General features: G+C 71.6%; 14 protein-coding genes and 1 pseudogene. 7 read left to right on the top strand and 8 right to left on the bottom strand.

Features of this window, described 5'->3' with window-relative positions; genetic code table 11:
• Positions 1-125: 125 nt before the first annotated feature.
• The 5 genes from ABWI07_RS26520 to ABWI07_RS26500 all read right to left on the bottom strand — a co-directional run bounded on the left by ABWI07_RS26520 (position 126) and on the right by ABWI07_RS26500 (position 4,778).
• A complete protein-coding gene (locus tag ABWI07_RS26520) occupies positions 126-1,115 on the bottom strand; it encodes a branched-chain amino acid ABC transporter permease (protein ID WP_149262201.1) in 990 nt (329 codons plus the stop codon).
• A gap of 88 nt (positions 1,116-1,203) precedes the next feature.
• Positions 1,204-2,064, bottom strand: a complete 861-nt coding sequence (locus tag ABWI07_RS26515) for a branched-chain amino acid ABC transporter permease (protein ID WP_149262200.1) — start codon at positions 2,062-2,064, stop codon at positions 1,204-1,206.
• 12 nt (positions 2,065-2,076) lie between these two features.
• Complete coding sequence (locus tag ABWI07_RS26510) at positions 2,077-3,315, bottom strand: ABC transporter substrate-binding protein (protein WP_353820129.1); 1,239 nt, start codon at positions 3,313-3,315, stop codon at positions 2,077-2,079.
• 10 nt (positions 3,316-3,325) lie between these two features.
• Positions 3,326-4,018 (bottom strand): ABC transporter ATP-binding protein, encoded by a 693-nt coding sequence (locus ABWI07_RS26505; RefSeq protein WP_353820128.1) that lies wholly within the window; start codon positions 4,016-4,018, stop codon positions 3,326-3,328.
• Complete coding sequence (locus ABWI07_RS26500) at positions 4,005-4,778, bottom strand: ABC transporter ATP-binding protein (protein ID WP_353820127.1); 774 nt, start codon at positions 4,776-4,778, stop codon at positions 4,005-4,007. Before ABWI07_RS26500 ends, ABWI07_RS26505 begins: the two co-directional genes overlap by 14 nt.
• Positions 4,779-5,039: 261 nt before the next feature.
• Between ABWI07_RS26500 and ABWI07_RS26495 the strand changes: the two genes are divergently transcribed.
• Positions 5,040-6,401: a tannase/feruloyl esterase family alpha/beta hydrolase gene (locus ABWI07_RS26495; protein ID WP_353820126.1), complete on the top strand. Its 1,362-nt coding sequence runs from the start codon at positions 5,040-5,042 to the stop codon at positions 6,399-6,401.
• 264 nt (positions 6,402-6,665) lie between these two features.
• Positions 6,666-6,908 (top strand): annotated as a pseudogene (locus ABWI07_RS26490) (PHB depolymerase family esterase); the annotation flags it as partial.
• 18 nt (positions 6,909-6,926) lie between these two features.
• On the opposite strand, the gene ABWI07_RS26485 reads toward ABWI07_RS26490, so the two are convergent.
• Positions 6,927-7,151, bottom strand: coding sequence for a DUF397 domain-containing protein (locus ABWI07_RS26485; protein WP_149262418.1), 225 nt, complete (start codon positions 7,149-7,151; stop codon positions 6,927-6,929).
• Between the two features lie 21 nt (positions 7,152-7,172).
• Positions 7,173-8,024, bottom strand: a complete 852-nt coding sequence (locus ABWI07_RS26480; RefSeq protein WP_149262195.1) for a helix-turn-helix domain-containing protein — start codon at positions 8,022-8,024, stop codon at positions 7,173-7,175.
• Between the two features lie 195 nt (positions 8,025-8,219).
• Between ABWI07_RS26480 and ABWI07_RS26475 the strand changes: the two genes are divergently transcribed.
• Entirely contained in the window at positions 8,220-8,864 is a 645-nt protein-coding gene (locus ABWI07_RS26475; protein WP_235037131.1) for a nucleotidyl cyclase domain-containing protein, read from the top strand.
• Between the two features lie 3 nt (positions 8,865-8,867).
• On the opposite strand, the gene ABWI07_RS26470 is transcribed toward ABWI07_RS26475, so the two are convergent.
• Positions 8,868-9,896, bottom strand: a complete 1,029-nt coding sequence (locus ABWI07_RS26470) for a PHP domain-containing protein (RefSeq protein WP_200842180.1) — start codon at positions 9,894-9,896, stop codon at positions 8,868-8,870.
• Between the two features lie 84 nt (positions 9,897-9,980).
• On the opposite strand from ABWI07_RS26470, the gene ABWI07_RS26465 reads away from it, so the two are divergent.
• The 4 genes from ABWI07_RS26465 (at position 9,981) to ABWI07_RS26450 (ending at position 14,273) form a co-directional block, all read left to right on the top strand.
• A complete protein-coding gene (locus tag ABWI07_RS26465; protein ID WP_353820125.1) occupies positions 9,981-11,294 on the top strand; it encodes a sensor histidine kinase in 1,314 nt (437 codons plus the stop codon).
• A complete protein-coding gene (locus tag ABWI07_RS26460) occupies positions 11,291-11,956 on the top strand; it encodes a response regulator (RefSeq protein WP_149262192.1) in 666 nt (221 codons plus the stop codon). The genes ABWI07_RS26465 and ABWI07_RS26460 overlap by 4 nt, the downstream gene beginning before the upstream one ends.
• A gap of 150 nt (positions 11,957-12,106) precedes the next feature.
• On the top strand, positions 12,107-13,090 hold the full coding sequence (locus ABWI07_RS26455; protein WP_353820124.1) for an alpha/beta hydrolase: 984 nt from the start codon (positions 12,107-12,109) through the stop codon (positions 13,088-13,090).
• Positions 13,083-14,273, top strand: coding sequence for an acyltransferase family protein (locus ABWI07_RS26450; protein ID WP_149262190.1), 1,191 nt, complete (start codon positions 13,083-13,085; stop codon positions 14,271-14,273). The genes ABWI07_RS26455 and ABWI07_RS26450 overlap by 8 nt, the downstream gene beginning before the upstream one ends.
• The last annotated feature ends 51 nt before the right edge of the window (positions 14,274-14,324 follow it).

Below are 14,324 nucleotides of genomic sequence, written 5' to 3'. Positions count from 1 at the left end.
CGCGGGCCCGCCCCCGCGCGTTCACCCCCCCCCCCCGCTCACCCGCCCCCCCGGGTGTACGGCCCCCTGCCCGACGGGGGGCGCCCCCCCCGGGGGCCCGCCCCGCCGCGCGCTCGGGTCGGGTGTCAGACGGAGGCTTCGACCTTGGTGTCGCTGTTCTCGGGCTCGGGACGGGCCCGGGACGTGCGGGCCGCGAGCAGGTCGCGGGCGGTGCCCCAGACGCCGCGGCGGAACAGCAGGACCACCACGATGAAGATCGCGCCGGTGATGATCCCGGTCTCCTCGAAGCCGGCGGTGGCCAGGTAGTCGTTCAGCTCCACGATCAGCGCGGCGCCGATGGCGCCGCCCCACAGGGTGCCGATGCCGCCGAGGACGACCATCATCACGGCCTGGCCCGAGGTCGTCCAGTAGACGCCCTGGAGGGACGCGAAGCCGTGCCCGACGGTGAACAGCCCGCCCGCGAGGCCCGACAGGGCCGCCGACAGGACGAACGCCAGCAGCTTGTAGCGGTCGATGCTGTAGCCGAGCGCCCGCGCCCTGTTCGGGTTGTCGCGGATGGACATCAGGACCCGGCCGAAGGGCGACCGGACGATGCGCCAGGCGGCGAACAGCCCGGCCAGGACGAACGGCAGCGCCGCGTAGTAGAAGAAGAACGGGTCGGACAGGTCCAGCCCGAACAGCTCCCTGGGGATGCCCTGGAGGCCGTTCTCGCCGCCGGTCGCCTCCCTCCACTGGTTGGCGATGAAGTACACCATCTGCGCGAAGGCCAGCGTGACCATCGCGAAGTAGATGCCGCGCAGCCGCACCGACAGGAAGCCGATCGGGACCGCGAGCGCCGCCGCGAAGGCGGCGCCGCCCAGCACGGCCACGGGGAACGGCAGCCCGGAGTGCAGCGCGATCAGGCCGGTGGCGTACGCCGAGCCGCCCCAGAACGCCGCGTGTCCGAACGACAGGAGCCCGGTGAAGCCGAGCAGCAGGTCGACCGCGGCCGCGAACAGCGCCCAGCAGACGATGTCGAGGGCGACCGGCGGATAGATGAACCAGGGCAGGACGAGCGCCGCGACCAGACCCGCGGCCAGCAGGACCGGCCGTCCGGCCAGCTTGGAGAGGATCACAGGATCTCCTCTGAAATCACGGGATCTCGGGCGGTCACAGGGCCTCGGGCGGTCACAGGGCCTCGGGCGGTCACAGGGTCCCGGGCGGTCACAGGGCCTCCTCGCGTCCGAACAGGCCGGCGGGGCGCCACAGCAGCACGGCGGCCATCAGGATGAACACCAGCGTCTGCGACAGCGACGGGACGTAGTAGTTGCCGAGGGCCGAGACGAGCCCGACCGCGAACCCGGCGGCGACCGAGCCGAACACCGAGCCGAGGCCGCCGATCACGACCACCGCGAACACCGTGATGATCAGGTCGGAGCCCATCAGCGGGTTGACCGCCCGCATCGGCGCGGCGAGCACGCCGGCGAACGCGGCGAGCGCGATGCCGAACCCGAACACCGGCGTCACCCAGCGGGCGACGTCGATGCCGAGGGCCCGCGACAGCTCGGGCCGCTCGGTCGCCGCCCGGACGATCATGCCGACGCGGGTGCGGGTCAGCACCACCCACACGACCCCGCACACCAGCACCGACACCGCCAGCACGAACACCTGGTACTTCGGGTAGGTGAACAGGCCGAGGTCGATCGACCCGTCCAGCAGGGACGGGCGCCGATAGGGCTGCGACTGCACCCCGTACTTGCGCTTCACCAGGTCCTGGAGGATCAGCGCGAGCCCGAAGGTGAACAGGAAGTTGTAGAGCGGGTCCAGCGGCGCGAGCCGGTGGATGAACAGCCGCTCCAGCAGCACGCCCGCGATCCCGAGGACGACGGGCACGATCAGCAGCGCGAACCAGAAGTCCACGCCGAACGAGTCGAGCAGCACGAAGGAGCCGAACGCGCCGAGCATGTAGAACGCGCCGTGCGCGAAGTTGACCACGCCCAGCATCCCGAAGATGACGGCCAGGCCGAGGGCGAGCAGGGCGTAGAACGCCCCGCCCACCAGCCCGTTGAACGCCTGTTGCAGCACGTCGCGGCCCGCCTAGAGGGAGCAGGACGGGTCGGGCTGCTGGAACGCCTCCGCCGCCGGGATCGTGCTGAGGATCTTCTCGTAGTCCCAGGGCTCCTTGACCTCGCTCTTGGGCTTGACCTGGGCGACGTAGGCGTCGTGGGTGAGCAGGTGGTCCTCGGCGCGGATCGTACCGGTGGAGGTGAACATGTCGTTGACCTTGGCGCCTTCGAGCTGCTTCACCACGTCGTCGGACTTGTCGGTGCCGCCGCGCTGCACGCCCTCCAGGTACTGGAGCGCCGCCGAATAGTCGGCCGCCTGCACGGCCGTCGGCCGGGTGCCGGTCTTGGCCTTGAACTTGTCGGCCCAGGCGCGGTTGCCCTCGTTGGCGTTCCAGTACCAGAAGTCGGTGAAGCGCGTCCCGGCGAGGGCGTCGGAGCCGAGCGAGTGGATGTCGGTGAGGAACATCAGTCCCACGGCGAGGTCCACGCCCTTGTCGCGCAGCTTGTACTCGTTGTACTGCTTGACCAGGTTGACGAGGTCACCGCCGGCCTGCATGGCGCCGAGCACCTGCGGCTTGGGCTTCAGGCCCGGCGCCTTCAGCAGGAACGTGGAGAAGTTGTCGTTGGGGAACGGCGTCGGGTCGCTCTTCACGACGCTGCCGCCGGCGCCCTTGATGGCCGTCGTGAACGTCTTCTGCATGTCCTGCCCGAACGCGTAGTCCGGGTAGACGATGTACCAGTTCTTACCGCCGTCCTTGGTGACGCCGGTGCCCGTGCCGTGGGCCAGCATGTAGCTGTTGTAGCCGTAGTGGAAGGTGTACTTGTTGCACTGCTTGCCTTCCAGCTCGGTCGTCGCGCCTCCGACGTCGATGAACACCTTCTTCTTGTTCTTGGCGACGGTGGCGACGGCGAGCGCGGCGGACGAGGTGGGCACGTCCAGGATCAGGTCGGCCTGCTTGCGGTCGTAGAGCTCCTGGGCCTTGGAGTTGGCGACCTCGGGCTTGTTCTGGTGGTCGGCGGAGATGACCTCGATCTTGTCGGTGACGGCCTTGTCGCCGTACTTGGCCTTGAAATCGGCGACGGCCATCTTCACCGCCTCGACGGCGTTCTTGCCCGACAGGTCGGCATACACGCCGGACTGGTCGGTCAGCACCGCCAGCACGATCTTGTCGTCGCTGATCTTGCCCCCGCCCCCGCCGGGTCCGCCCGCGCAGCCGGCCAGCAGCGCTCCGGCGGTCGCGAGCGCGGCCGAGCGTCCGAGAACTCTCATCGGGGTCTCCCTATATTCCGAGGTACTGGAGGAGTTCGCTCTCGCGGGCGCGGACCTCGTCGTTGTCCATGGACTCGACGATCCGGCCCTCGGCGAGCAGGTGGTGGCGGTCGGCGACGGTCGCGGCGAAGTGCACGTTCTGCTCGATGAGCAGGACGGTCACCCCGGCCGCCTTGACCTCGCGGAGGATGTCGCCGATCTGCTGGACGATCAGCGGCGACAGGCCCTCGGTGGGCTCGTCGCAAAGGAGCAGGCGGGCGCCGGTCCGCAGCACGCGGGCGAGCGCGAGCATCTGCTGCTCGCCGCCCGACAGCTTCGTCCCGGGGAAGCGGCGGCGCTCCCGCAGGCGCGGGAAGGTCTCGTACACCCGGTCCAGCGACCACGGGTCGGGACCCATCGCGGGCGGCAGGGTGAGGTTCTCCTCCACCGAGAGCGTCGCGAAGATCCCGCGGTCGTCGGGGACGTACCCGAGGCCGCGGCGGGCGCGCTTGTGCGGGCTCATCGAGGAGATGTCCTCGCCCAGGAAGCGGACCGTTCCGGACGCGCCCTTGTGCAGCCCCATCAGGGAGCGCAGGAGCGTGGTCTTGCCGGCGCCGTTGCGTCCGACGAGGGTGACGATCTCCCCCTCGTCGACGTGCAGCGACACCTCGCGCAGGGCCTGGGCCTCGCCGTACCAGGCGGACAGTCCGTCAACGCGCAGCATTGGAGTCTCCGAGGTAGGCGGTGACGACGCGGGGGTCGTGGCGGATCTCGGCGTAGGGGCCCTCCACGAGGACCTGGCCGTGCTGGAGGACGGTGACCCGGTCGGCGAGGCTGGAGACGACGCTCATGTTGTGCTCGACCATGACCACGGTCCGCCCGTCCCGCACCTTCTTGATGAGGTCGACGGTGCGGCCGACGTCCTCGACGCCCATGCCGGCGGTCGGCTCGTCCAGCAGCAGCACCTTCGGGTCCAGCGCGAGGGCCAGCGCCAGTTCGAGGGCGCGCTTGCGGCCGTACGCCAGGGATCCGGCCGGCACGTCCGCGTGCCCGTCCAGCCCGACCTGCCCGAGCAGCTCGGCGGCGCGGTCGGAGTGGCGGTCGAGGGCCTTGTCCGACCGCCAGAACCGCCAGCCGAGGCCCGTCCGCCCGGCGAGCGCGAGCTCGACGTGCTGGCGCGGGGTCAGCTCCGCGAACAGGCTCGTGATCTGGAAGGACCTGGCGAGGCCGAGCTTCGCGATCAGCTCCGGGCGCCGCCCGGCCAGCTCGTGCGCGCCGAGCCGCACGCTGCCCGCGGTCGGCTTCAGGAATCCGGTCAGCAGGTTGAACAGCGTGGTCTTGCCGGCGCCGTTCGGCCCCACCAGCGCGTGGACGGACCCTTCGGCGATGTCGAGGTCCACCCCGTCCACGGCCCTGAAGCCGCGGAACTCCCTGACCAGGCCGCGCGCCGCCAGCACCGGGGCCTTTCGGTCCGGGTCGCCCATGCGCCCTCCTCGCGCTCGTCGTGGACGGCCCGAACCACACTCGGGCCGCCGTGACCGGGAACGCTAGGTGGGACCCGCGGACCGGACCATGTGACCGGGACCCACATTCGGACGGCCTGATACGGGTGTGAGCCACATCACGCGCAGGTCACGACCACGGGCACATGGCGGCTTCGCCGGATATGTGGGCGGTCCACGTGGCAGCGGTCACAAGCGGCGCCCACCATGGCGGGCACCTGACATCCGTCCCGAGGAGCCGGAATGCCGATCGTCCGCCCCGCCCTTACCGCTGGCACCGCCCTTACCGCCGGCACCGTGGCCGGCGCCCTCACCGCGGCCCTGGCCTTTCCCCTGGCCGCGCACGCGCAGGCCCCGCAGGCCGGCGCGCGGCAGAGCCCAGGCTGCGCGTCCGGGCTCGCGGTGCCGGGAGCGGAGAAGCAGGCGGCCGCCTGCCTCGACGACCTCACGACCGCCGGGACGGTCGGCTCCGGCCACACCGTCCCCGCCGACTGGGCCGGGCTGCACGCCGCGGGCACGCGCAACCCGTCGGGCGTCCCGGGCATCCAGCTGGACGGCTACTTCCCGGACACCTCGACGTTCAACACCAACAACGGCTGGAACCACGACGCCCAGTTCGTCATCCGCCTGCCCGAGCGCTGGAACGGCGGGCTCGTCGTCGCCGGCTCGCCCGGCAACCGGCGCCAGTACGCCAACGACTTCACCATCTCCGACTGGGCGCTCGCCAAGGGCTACGCCTACGCCGCGACGGACAAGGGCAACAGCGGCATCGAGTTCTACAAGGACGGCCGCCGCCCAGGCGACGCCGTCGTGGAGTGGAACGACCGGGTGACGCAGCTGACGCGGGCCGCCAAGAAGGTCGTGGCGCAGCGCTACGGCCGGACTCCTCGCCGCACCTACGCGGCGGGCATCTCCAACGGCGGCTACCTCGTCCGGTGGCAGCTGGAGAACCGCCCGGAGCTGTACGACGGCGGGATCGACGCGGAAGGCACGCTCTGGCGCGCCGACGGCCCCAACCTGTTCACCTACCTGCCGAAGATCCTGCGCGCCTACCCGTCCTACGCGGCCACCGGCGACCCGTCCGCGCACGAGGCGCTCCTGAACGCCGGTCTCGCCCCGGGCTCGGAGTTCCTCTGGCCGTTCCACAACCAGGTCTATTGGGAGCTCACCCAGCGCATCTACCGCCAAGAGTTCGACCCGGCCTACACCGGAGAGGAGGCCGACTACAACTACGCCGCACGTCCGAAGGAGGTCCGCCGTGCCGTCGCCCGCGTGGCGCTCACGGGCAGGATCCGCAAGCCCCTGATCACCCTGCACGGCACCTACGACTCGCTCCTGCCCATCACCACCGACTCCGACGTCTACGCGAAACTCGTCCGCGCCAAGGGGAAGGCGCCCTACCGCTACTACCGCCTGGAGGCCGCCAACCACGTCGACGGCCTCTACGACTCCTTCCCCGACCGCCTGCGCCCGCTCCTGCCCTGCATGCGCACGGCCTTCACGGCCATGGAGTCCTGGACGCAGAACGGCACCACCCCACCGAAGAGCGCCACGCTCCCCCGCCCCACGTCGGGCGACCCCGTGAACACCTGCTCCCTCAGCTAGGGGAACACCCCCTATTTATTGCGTTTTCTCCTCCTTCGGGCCTTGGCGGCCCTCCACCGTCGATAAACGCGGGCGATCGCTGGCATCGCTCCGACTCGCCTTGCGGCTCGCTGCGCGATCAGGGTCTCGCTTCGCTCGCCCCTGCCCTCGGACGCGATCGCAACCTTGAGGTCGTCGCGTGGTTGCGGCGAGGGCTGGGCTCCGGTGCTTCGGGCCGCGTTTCGTCCCGTCTCCACTTCGGGATGGCCTCCGCCGTGCAGGCTGATGGTGGCGCTGCACGGATGCCAGCAGGGGCGCGGCGTCGTCGCGAACACGTTCGCGACGAAGACCTACCTCAACGAGTACGCCGACACCAACGGCATGATCGTCCTGTATCCGCAGGCCACCGCGTCCAGCTGGCTGGGCGGCAACCCCCAGGGCTGCTGGAACTGGTGGGGCTACGGCGGCGACACCGCCTACGACATGAAGGGCGGCAAGCAGATCGAGACCATCATGCGCATGGTCCACGCCTCGGCGGCTGACGTCTCACAGGTCGAGTTCGCCGCGTTTCACCCGGGCCAGAAAAGCGGCGAACTCGGCCCCTCCGAAACAGAAAACCGCTCCGCCCGGCGCCTTGGAATCACGGACGAACACGACCGGATCCGGGCTGCCGACCGCGGCGCGCGCCGCCAGTTCGACGCATTCGTCAGCGGAGGCACTGCGGGTGCTCTTTCGCCATGCGAGGGCGGCACCATGAGACGTCGTCGTCATTAACGGAGATTCACTGTTCTTCTAGTATTCCCTGGCGATGCGGTCGATGAGGTCACGCGAGGCGGTCTCGTCGAGCGCATTGCCGCAGATTTTCTCGAACGCATTCGTATAACGAAAGACCTGACGTTCGTCCTCGATGATGAGACTACCGCCCATCTGCTCGATGTAAACGATATCCGGGTACTCGGGCTCCTGGAATCTCAGAATGCTGAAGTCCGTGAGACCGCCAGGGTAGCCGTTGTCGAAAGGAATGACCAGAATTCTCACATTCGACAGCTTCCCGACCTCCAGCAGGTACTCCAGCTGGCCCCGCATCACCTCGTCGCCGGCGATCCGGCGGCGCAGCGCGCCCTCGTCCAGGACGGCGAAGAGCTCCATCGCCTCCAGGGACCGCAGCCGGGCCTGCCGCTTCAACCGGATCTCCACCTGCCGGTCGACCTCGCCGGGAGACAGCGCGGGGACGTTGGCCATCATGCAGGCCCGGGTGTAGTCGGCCGTCTGCAGCAGCCCGTGGATGATCGCCACCCGGTAGGACTGCATCGCCTGCGCGTCGGCCTCCAGGCCGATGAAGGCGGCGTAGCGCTCCCCGAGCGTGTCGCCGTAGGTCTCCCACCAGCCGCGTTCGCGCGCCGCCCTGGCCAGCTTGATGTAGCGCTCCACCGCGGGTTCGTCCACCCCGTAGAAGGCGAGCAGGCGCTGCAGGTCCGCGACGGTGATCAGCGTGTAGGCGGTCTCGATCCGGGAGACCTTGGCCGTCGACCAGTTCATCTCCGCGGCGACCTGGTCGATCGTCACTCCGGCGCGGGTGCGCAGGCCGCGCAGCTCGCGGGCGAGCTGCCGGGCTCGCACGGACGGCGACTGGCGCACCGCCATGTCCTCCTCCTGAGAACTCTCGGCCTGAAAACACTCGTGCACGGATTCAAGAAACCCTACATGCAACCTTGCATGAATGCTTGCGGGCGCGCAACATGTGAAGCGGGGGCAGTGGGCGCGTCGGCCATGACCGAAGGCAGGGGTGTGATGAGAACCGGGGTACCACGATCGCCAGGCCGCACACCGGAGTAGCGGATGAGCGGTGCAGCGACGAACACGGCGGCGACGAGCACGGCGCCGGACCCGGCGGACACGCCGTTCACCGTGCCGGTGACCGACCGACTGACGTACCACTTCCTCATCGCGGTCGACGTCGAGGGTTTCAGCAGGCTGAGCACGGCGCAGCAGAAGCAGGTCCAGCTGGATCTGCACGAGGTGCTGGAGACCGCGGCGGCCGCGGCCGGTCTCGACCGGCGCACCTGGTTACGGCAGGTCGGCGGGGACGGCGAGATGGCGATCCTTCCCCCCGACACCGACGGGCTGCTGGTGCTCGTGTCCTATCCGCGCGCCCTGGCCGCCGCGCTCGCCGGGCTCAACCGGGAGCGCACGCCGCCGATCAGGCTGCGGGTGGCGATGCACCACGGTCCCCTGTCGGGCGGGCTGTTCGGGGCGGTGGGCCGCGCGCCGATCGTCGTCGCCCGGCTCCTCGACTCCCAGGAGCTCCGGGACGAGCTGCGGGCCGATCCCGTCCGCGAGATGGCCCTGATCGTCTCCTCCTCCCTCTACAGCGACATCGTCGAGACCGGTTTCGAGGGCCTGGCCCCCGAGGAGTTCCATCCCGTGGAGATCACCGCCAAGGGCGCCTCCTTCCCCGGGCACATCCACCGGGGACCTCGCTGATCGTCAGAGTTTCGAGCGCGTCCAGGTGAGGAGGTCGTCGACGGCAAGCGTGTTGACGATCCGGGACGCGGGGACGCCGCACCGGGCGGCTCGCTCGCAGCCGAACGGCTGCCAGTCGAGCTGCCCGGGCGCGTGGGCGTCGGAGTCGACGGAGAACCGGCAGCCCGCCTCGACCGCCAGGCGCAGCAGGCGCTTCGGCGGGTCGAGGCGCTCCGGGCGCGAGTTGATCTCGACGGCGACGTCGTAGGCGGCGCAGGCGTCGAAGACGAGGGCGGCGTCGAACTCCGACTCCGGGCGCAGGCCGCCGCGCTTGCCGCCGGCCTTCACGATGCGCCCCGTGCAGTGGCCGAGGACGTTCACGCGCGGGTTCGCGATCGCGGCGACCATCCGCTTGGTCATGGCGACGCGGTCCATGCGGAGCTTGGAGTGGACGCTGGCGACGACGACGTCCAGGCGGTCGAGCAGGTCGGGCTCCTGGTCGAGGGCGCCGTCCTCCAGGATGTCGACCTCGATGCCCGTCAGGATGCGGAAGGGCGCCAGGGACTCGTTGAGCTCGGCCACGACGTCGAGCTGGCGGCGCAGGCGGTCGGCGGACAAGCCGTTGGCGACCTTCAGGCGCGGCGAGTGGTCGGTGAGCGCGAGGTACTCGTGGCCCAAAAAGCGGGCGGTCTCGGCCATCTCCAGGATCGGGGACCCGCCGTCCGACCAGTCGCTGTGGGTGTGCAGGTCGCCCTTCAGCGCGGAGCGGAGCGCGGCCGTGGCCTCGTCCAGCGGCTCGCCCTCGGTGGCCTCCAGTCGCCGCAGGTAGACAGGGGTCTCGCCGCGCAGCGCCTCTTCGACCACCAGGGCGGTGACCTTGCCGATGCCGGGCAGCGCGGTCAGCGTCCCGTCGCGGGCGCGGTCGGCCAGCTCGTCCGGGGCCGTCTCCTCCACGCGGTCGGCGGCGGTGCGGAAGGCCCGCACGCGGTAGGTCGGCTCGTGGGCGCGCTCCAGAAGGAACGCGATGCGGCGCAGCGCTTCGACGGGCTCCACGCCTCGCACCGTACCCAGGTATGACCCGGCACGTCCCACCCCGGTGTCATCCGAGTGAGACCGGGGCTCCCTAGCCTGGTCCCCATGGCGGGCGAGAACCTCACACTGCGCGGCGTCCTGCGGGACGTGCTGCTCGCCGCCGCCGTGACCGGCAGGGCGGACCCGGCCCCGCTGAACCGGCCGTGGCCGCTGCTGCTGCGCTGGACGCGGTACATCGGCGTCGGGCGGCTGCCGTACGGGCTGGTGACGAACCTGTTCGGACTGGCCCTCACCGTCGGGCTCGTCGCCGGGACGGTGTCGCTGCTGTCCACCGAGACGCTGCGGCGCGGCATCTACGTGTCCGACGGGACGAAGCTGTTCATCGCCGTGGCGGTGACGGCGCCGCTGGCGCTGCGCGACCGGCATCCGCTCGGCGCGTGGCGGCTGAGCTTCCTGGCGATGGCGCTGATCGACGTCGACGGCTGGCTGACCGTCCCCTTCGTCCCGGCGGGCTCGGTCGCGGCGCTCGTGGCCGTGTACACGGTCGCGGTGCGCTGCTCGCGCGACATCACGCTGGGCGTCGGGCTCATCTCGTTCGCCGGGCTGTGGATCAAGGCCCCGGAGACCGGGCCCGGGGCGTCGGTGCTGCTCCTGCTGGCGCTCACGGTGGGCTATGCCGTCCGGGTCCGGCAGACGTCCCGGCGCGAGCTGGCCGAGCAGGAGAAGCGGCACCAGGACGCCGAGGCTGTGCTGACCGAGCGGCAGCGGATCGCCCGGGAGCTGCACGACGTCGTCGCCCACCACATGTCGATGATCGCGATCCAGGCGGAGGCGGCGCCGTACAAGGTGGAGTCCGTCCCGGACGAGACGCGCCGCGACCTCGCCGAGATCCGCGCGACCGCGCTGGACGCGCTGACGGAGCTGCGCCGCGTCCTCGGCGTCCTGCGCGCGGAGGACGGCGCAGAGACCGCACCGCAGCCCAGCCTGGCGCGCCTGGACGAGCTGGTCGGCAACGCGCGCGGCGCCGGCCTGCGCGTCGAGACGCGGCTGAGCGGCGACCTCGCCGGGCTTCCCCCCGGCGTCGGGCTCACCGCCTACCGGATCGTCCAGGAGGCGCTGAGCAACGCCATGCGGCACGCGCCCGGTTCCCGGGTCGAGGTCGAAGTGTCCTGTGATGACGGCGCTTCCGGTGATGGCGGCGCTTCCGGTGATGGCGGCGTAGTGTTGCTCGGCGTCGTCAACGGCCCGCCCGCCGGGGGCCGAGGCTCCGTGCCGCCCCTTCCGGGCGGCGGCCACGGGCTGGTCGGGATGCGGGAGCGGGCCGCCGCGCTGGGCGGCGAGCTCACCGCCCGCCCCACCCCCGAGGGAGGATTCGCCGTGACCGCATCGCTGCCGGTGAAGGCGCGGGAAGCGACGTGACGATCCGGGTCGTGATCGTCGACGACCAGGGCATGGTGCGCACCGGCTTCGGCGTGCTGCTGAACGCCCAGCCCGACATCGAGGTCGCGGGCGAGGCCGCCGACGGCGCCGAGGGCCTGCGCCGCATCGCGGAGCTGCGTCCCGACGTGGTGCTGATGGACGTCCGGATGCCGGTGATGGACGGCCTGGAGGCGACCCGCCGGCTCCTCGCGGACGCCGGGGAGGACGCCCCGAAGGTCCTCATGCTGACGACGTTCGACCTCGACGACTACGTCTACGAGGCGCTGCGGGCGGGAGCCAGCGGGTTCCTGCTCAAGGACGCGTCCGCGACCGAGCTGTCCGACGCGGTGCGGGTGGTGGCGGCGGGCGACGCGCTGCTGTCCCCGTCGGTCACGCGGCGGCTCATCGCGGAGTTCTCCCGGCTCGGCGGCCCGCGCGCGCCGTCCCGCAAGCGGCTGGAGCAGCTGACCCAGCGGGAGACCGAGGTGCTCGCGCTGGTGGCGCGCGGGCTGTCCAACGGCGAGATCGCGGGGCGGCTCGTCGTCGCCGAGCAGACCGTCAAGACCCACTTCGGGCGGATCCTGATGAAGCTCGGGCTGCGGGACCGCCCGCAGGCGATCGTCTACGCCTACGAGGTGGGGCTGGTGCGGCCCGGCGACTGACGCCCGGCCGCCGTCGTCATACCTGGGGCGCACCCGTCATACCGGGGGCGCACGGCGCGGGACGGCACCGCGGGCCGATGTGCTCTTGTACGTCCGATTTCTACCTTCCTGATCAGTGCTCCACTCCACTGACCAGGAAGGACGCGCGGGATGCCCAGCGTTCGCAGGACCCTCGCCGTTCGCAGGCCCCTCCCCGTCCGGCGAAGCCTCGCCGCCGTGTCGGTGCTGGCCGCCACCGGCTCGGCGACCGCCGCCGGGCACGCCGAGGTGTACGCGCCGCCGGCCGCGGCGCCCGCCCTGGCGCCGTCCGCCCTCGGCGCCCGCTACGAGACGACCGGCCGGGACATCACCCGCGCGCTGGCCACCGCCAGGCGCGTCCACGACGAGGGGCGGGCGCGGGTCCTGGCCGCCTTCCTGGCGCCTGACCGGCGGTTCCTGTCGTTCGACCCGCGCGGCGACGGGCGCGCTGTGGAGGTCCTGGGCGATCTGGAGCACGCCGACCGGATCGCGGTGGTCGTGCCGGGCGCGGACAACTCGCTGGCCAACTACGACTCGCCCAAGTTCGTCGGCGGCGGCAGCCGGGCGCTCTACCGGCAGGCCCGCGACGCCGCGCCCGGCGCGCGGATCGCCGTCATCGCCTGGCTCGGCTACGACTCGCCCTCGACGCTGAGCACGAGCGCCCTGACGAGCGGAAGCGCCGAGAAGGGCGCGCGCGGTCTCGAACGTCTCCTCACCGGCGTGCACCGCCTGAACGGGAGGGCCCGCTTCGCCCTGCTCTGCCACAGCTACGGCTCGGTGGTCTGCGGCAAGGCCGCGCGGCGGCTCGCGCCCCTGCCGGTGGACGAGATCGCGCTGTTCGGCAGTCCCGGCACCACCGTGCGCCACGTGTCCGGCCTGGGGACGTCCGCCCGCGTGTGGGCGGGCCGGTCCAAGGGCGACTGGGTGCGGTACGTGCCCCACGTCCGCTTCGCCGGGCTCGGCTTCGGGGCCGATCCCGTCACTCCCGGCTTCGGCGCATTGCGCTTCGACGCCGGGACGGGCCCGCACAGCGGCTACCTGAAGCCCGGGTCCCTCGCGCTGCGCAACCTCGCCCTGATCGCCCTCGGCCGCGACGCGGAGGTCACCCATGCCTGAAGCCCAGGCCTACGACCAAGCCCAGGACCGCGAAGAGGCCAAGAACCGCGACGGGGCCGTGGACGCCATGCGCGCCTTCGCGATCCTCGGCGTCGTGCTCGGCCACTGGCTCGTCACCGCGCTCGTCGTGGACGGCACAGGCCACCGGCTGCACGTCACCAGCCCCCTCAAGACGATGCCCGAACTGACTCCCATCTCCTGGGTCCTGCAAACGCTCGCCGTCTTCTTCTTCGTCGGCGGCTACTCGGCGGCCAAGAGCCTGCGTCCCGGCGAGCCCTGGGGCCGCCGCCTGCGGCGGCGCCTGGCGCGCTTCGCGCGGCCCCTGCCGGCTCTGATGATCGTCTGGCTCCCCGTCGCCGCGGTCCTGTCATGGGCCGGGTTCTCGGGGAGCAGCATCCGCGTCCTCGTCGAGCTGGTGCTGAGCCCGCTGTGGTTCCTCTGCGTCTACGTGGTGCTGACGGCGCTCACCCCGCTCATCGCCGCCTCGTGGAACCGGTTCGGGATCGCGGGCGCGGCGGTCCTCGCCGCCGCGACCGCCGGGATCGACCTCGGCCGGTTCGCCCTCGGCGCGCCCGGCTGGACGGGCTGGGCCGCCGTCCTCACCGCCTGGCTCCTGCCGTTCTATCTCGGCATCGGCTGGGCGGACGGAGCGCTGCGGTCCCGCAGGGCCGGGCTCGCCCTGCTGGGCGGGGGCGCCGCGTCGGCCGCGCTCCTCGTCCTGTTCGCCGGATACCCGGCGAGCATGGTCGGCGTCCCCGGCGCCGCCGTCTCCAACCTCAGCCCGCCGACCCTCGCCGCGGTCGCGTTCGGCCTCGCCCAGACGGGCCTGGCCGTCCTGCTGCACGGGCCCCTGACCCGCTGGACGCGGCGCGCAGGGCCCCGGTCGGTGATCGCCGCGGCCAACCGCTCCGCGATGGCGATCTACCTCTGGCACCAGACCGCGATGATCTCCGTGACCGTGGGGGCGCTGCTCGCGTTCGGTAGGCTGAACGGGTTGCACACCGTGCCCGACCAGCCGGAATGGGTCGCCGAGCGGCTCGCCTGGCTGGTCGCCTTCGGTGGCGCGCTCGCCGCCGGCAGAGCGGTGGCCGCCGCCGCCCGGAGGCCGCGGCCGCTCGTGCGCGGCACCGCCCCGGGAACCAACCCGGCCCCCGGCCCGTACATCTCCAGAGGCGTCTCCTGACCCGCCAGGGGGTGAGCCGAACCCGCACCGATCTTCGATGGTAGAAAGGCG

The sequence above is a fragment of the Actinomadura sp. NPDC000600 genome, assembly GCF_040492135.1.
GTDB lineage: Bacteria > Actinomycetota > Actinomycetes > Streptosporangiales > Streptosporangiaceae > Spirillospora.
Note: the sequence above shows the minus strand (reverse complement) of the source record. Positions and strands in the feature narration are given on the sequence as shown.

What these genes read in the sequence shown, in the direction of transcription:
- ABWI07_RS26475 (WP_235037131.1), top strand. Translation starts at nt 8,220, where the DNA reads ATGAGCGGTGCAGCGACGAACACGGCGGCGACGAGCACGGCGCCGGAC.
- ABWI07_RS26495 (WP_353820126.1), top strand. Translation starts at nt 5,040, where the DNA reads ATGCCGATCGTCCGCCCCGCCCTTACCGCTGGCACCGCCCTTACCGCC.
- ABWI07_RS26465 (WP_353820125.1), top strand. Translation starts at nt 9,981, where the DNA reads ATGGCGGGCGAGAACCTCACACTGCGCGGCGTCCTGCGGGACGTGCTG.
- ABWI07_RS26455 (WP_353820124.1), top strand. Translation starts at nt 12,107, where the DNA reads ATGCCCAGCGTTCGCAGGACCCTCGCCGTTCGCAGGCCCCTCCCCGTC.
- ABWI07_RS26510 (WP_353820129.1), bottom strand. Translation starts at nt 3,315, where the DNA reads ATGAGAGTTCTCGGACGCTCGGCCGCGCTCGCGACCGCCGGAGCGCTG.
- ABWI07_RS26500 (WP_353820127.1), bottom strand. Translation starts at nt 4,778, where the DNA reads ATGGGCGACCCGGACCGAAAGGCCCCGGTGCTGGCGGCGCGCGGCCTG.
- ABWI07_RS26505 (WP_353820128.1), bottom strand. Translation starts at nt 4,018, where the DNA reads ATGCTGCGCGTTGACGGACTGTCCGCCTGGTACGGCGAGGCCCAGGCC.
- ABWI07_RS26450 (WP_149262190.1), top strand. Translation starts at nt 13,083, where the DNA reads ATGCCTGAAGCCCAGGCCTACGACCAAGCCCAGGACCGCGAAGAGGCC.
- ABWI07_RS26485 (WP_149262418.1), bottom strand. Translation starts at nt 7,151, where the DNA reads ATGACGACGACGTCTCATGGTGCCGCCCTCGCATGGCGAAAGAGCACC.
- ABWI07_RS26480 (WP_149262195.1), bottom strand. Translation starts at nt 8,024, where the DNA reads ATGGCGGTGCGCCAGTCGCCGTCCGTGCGAGCCCGGCAGCTCGCCCGC.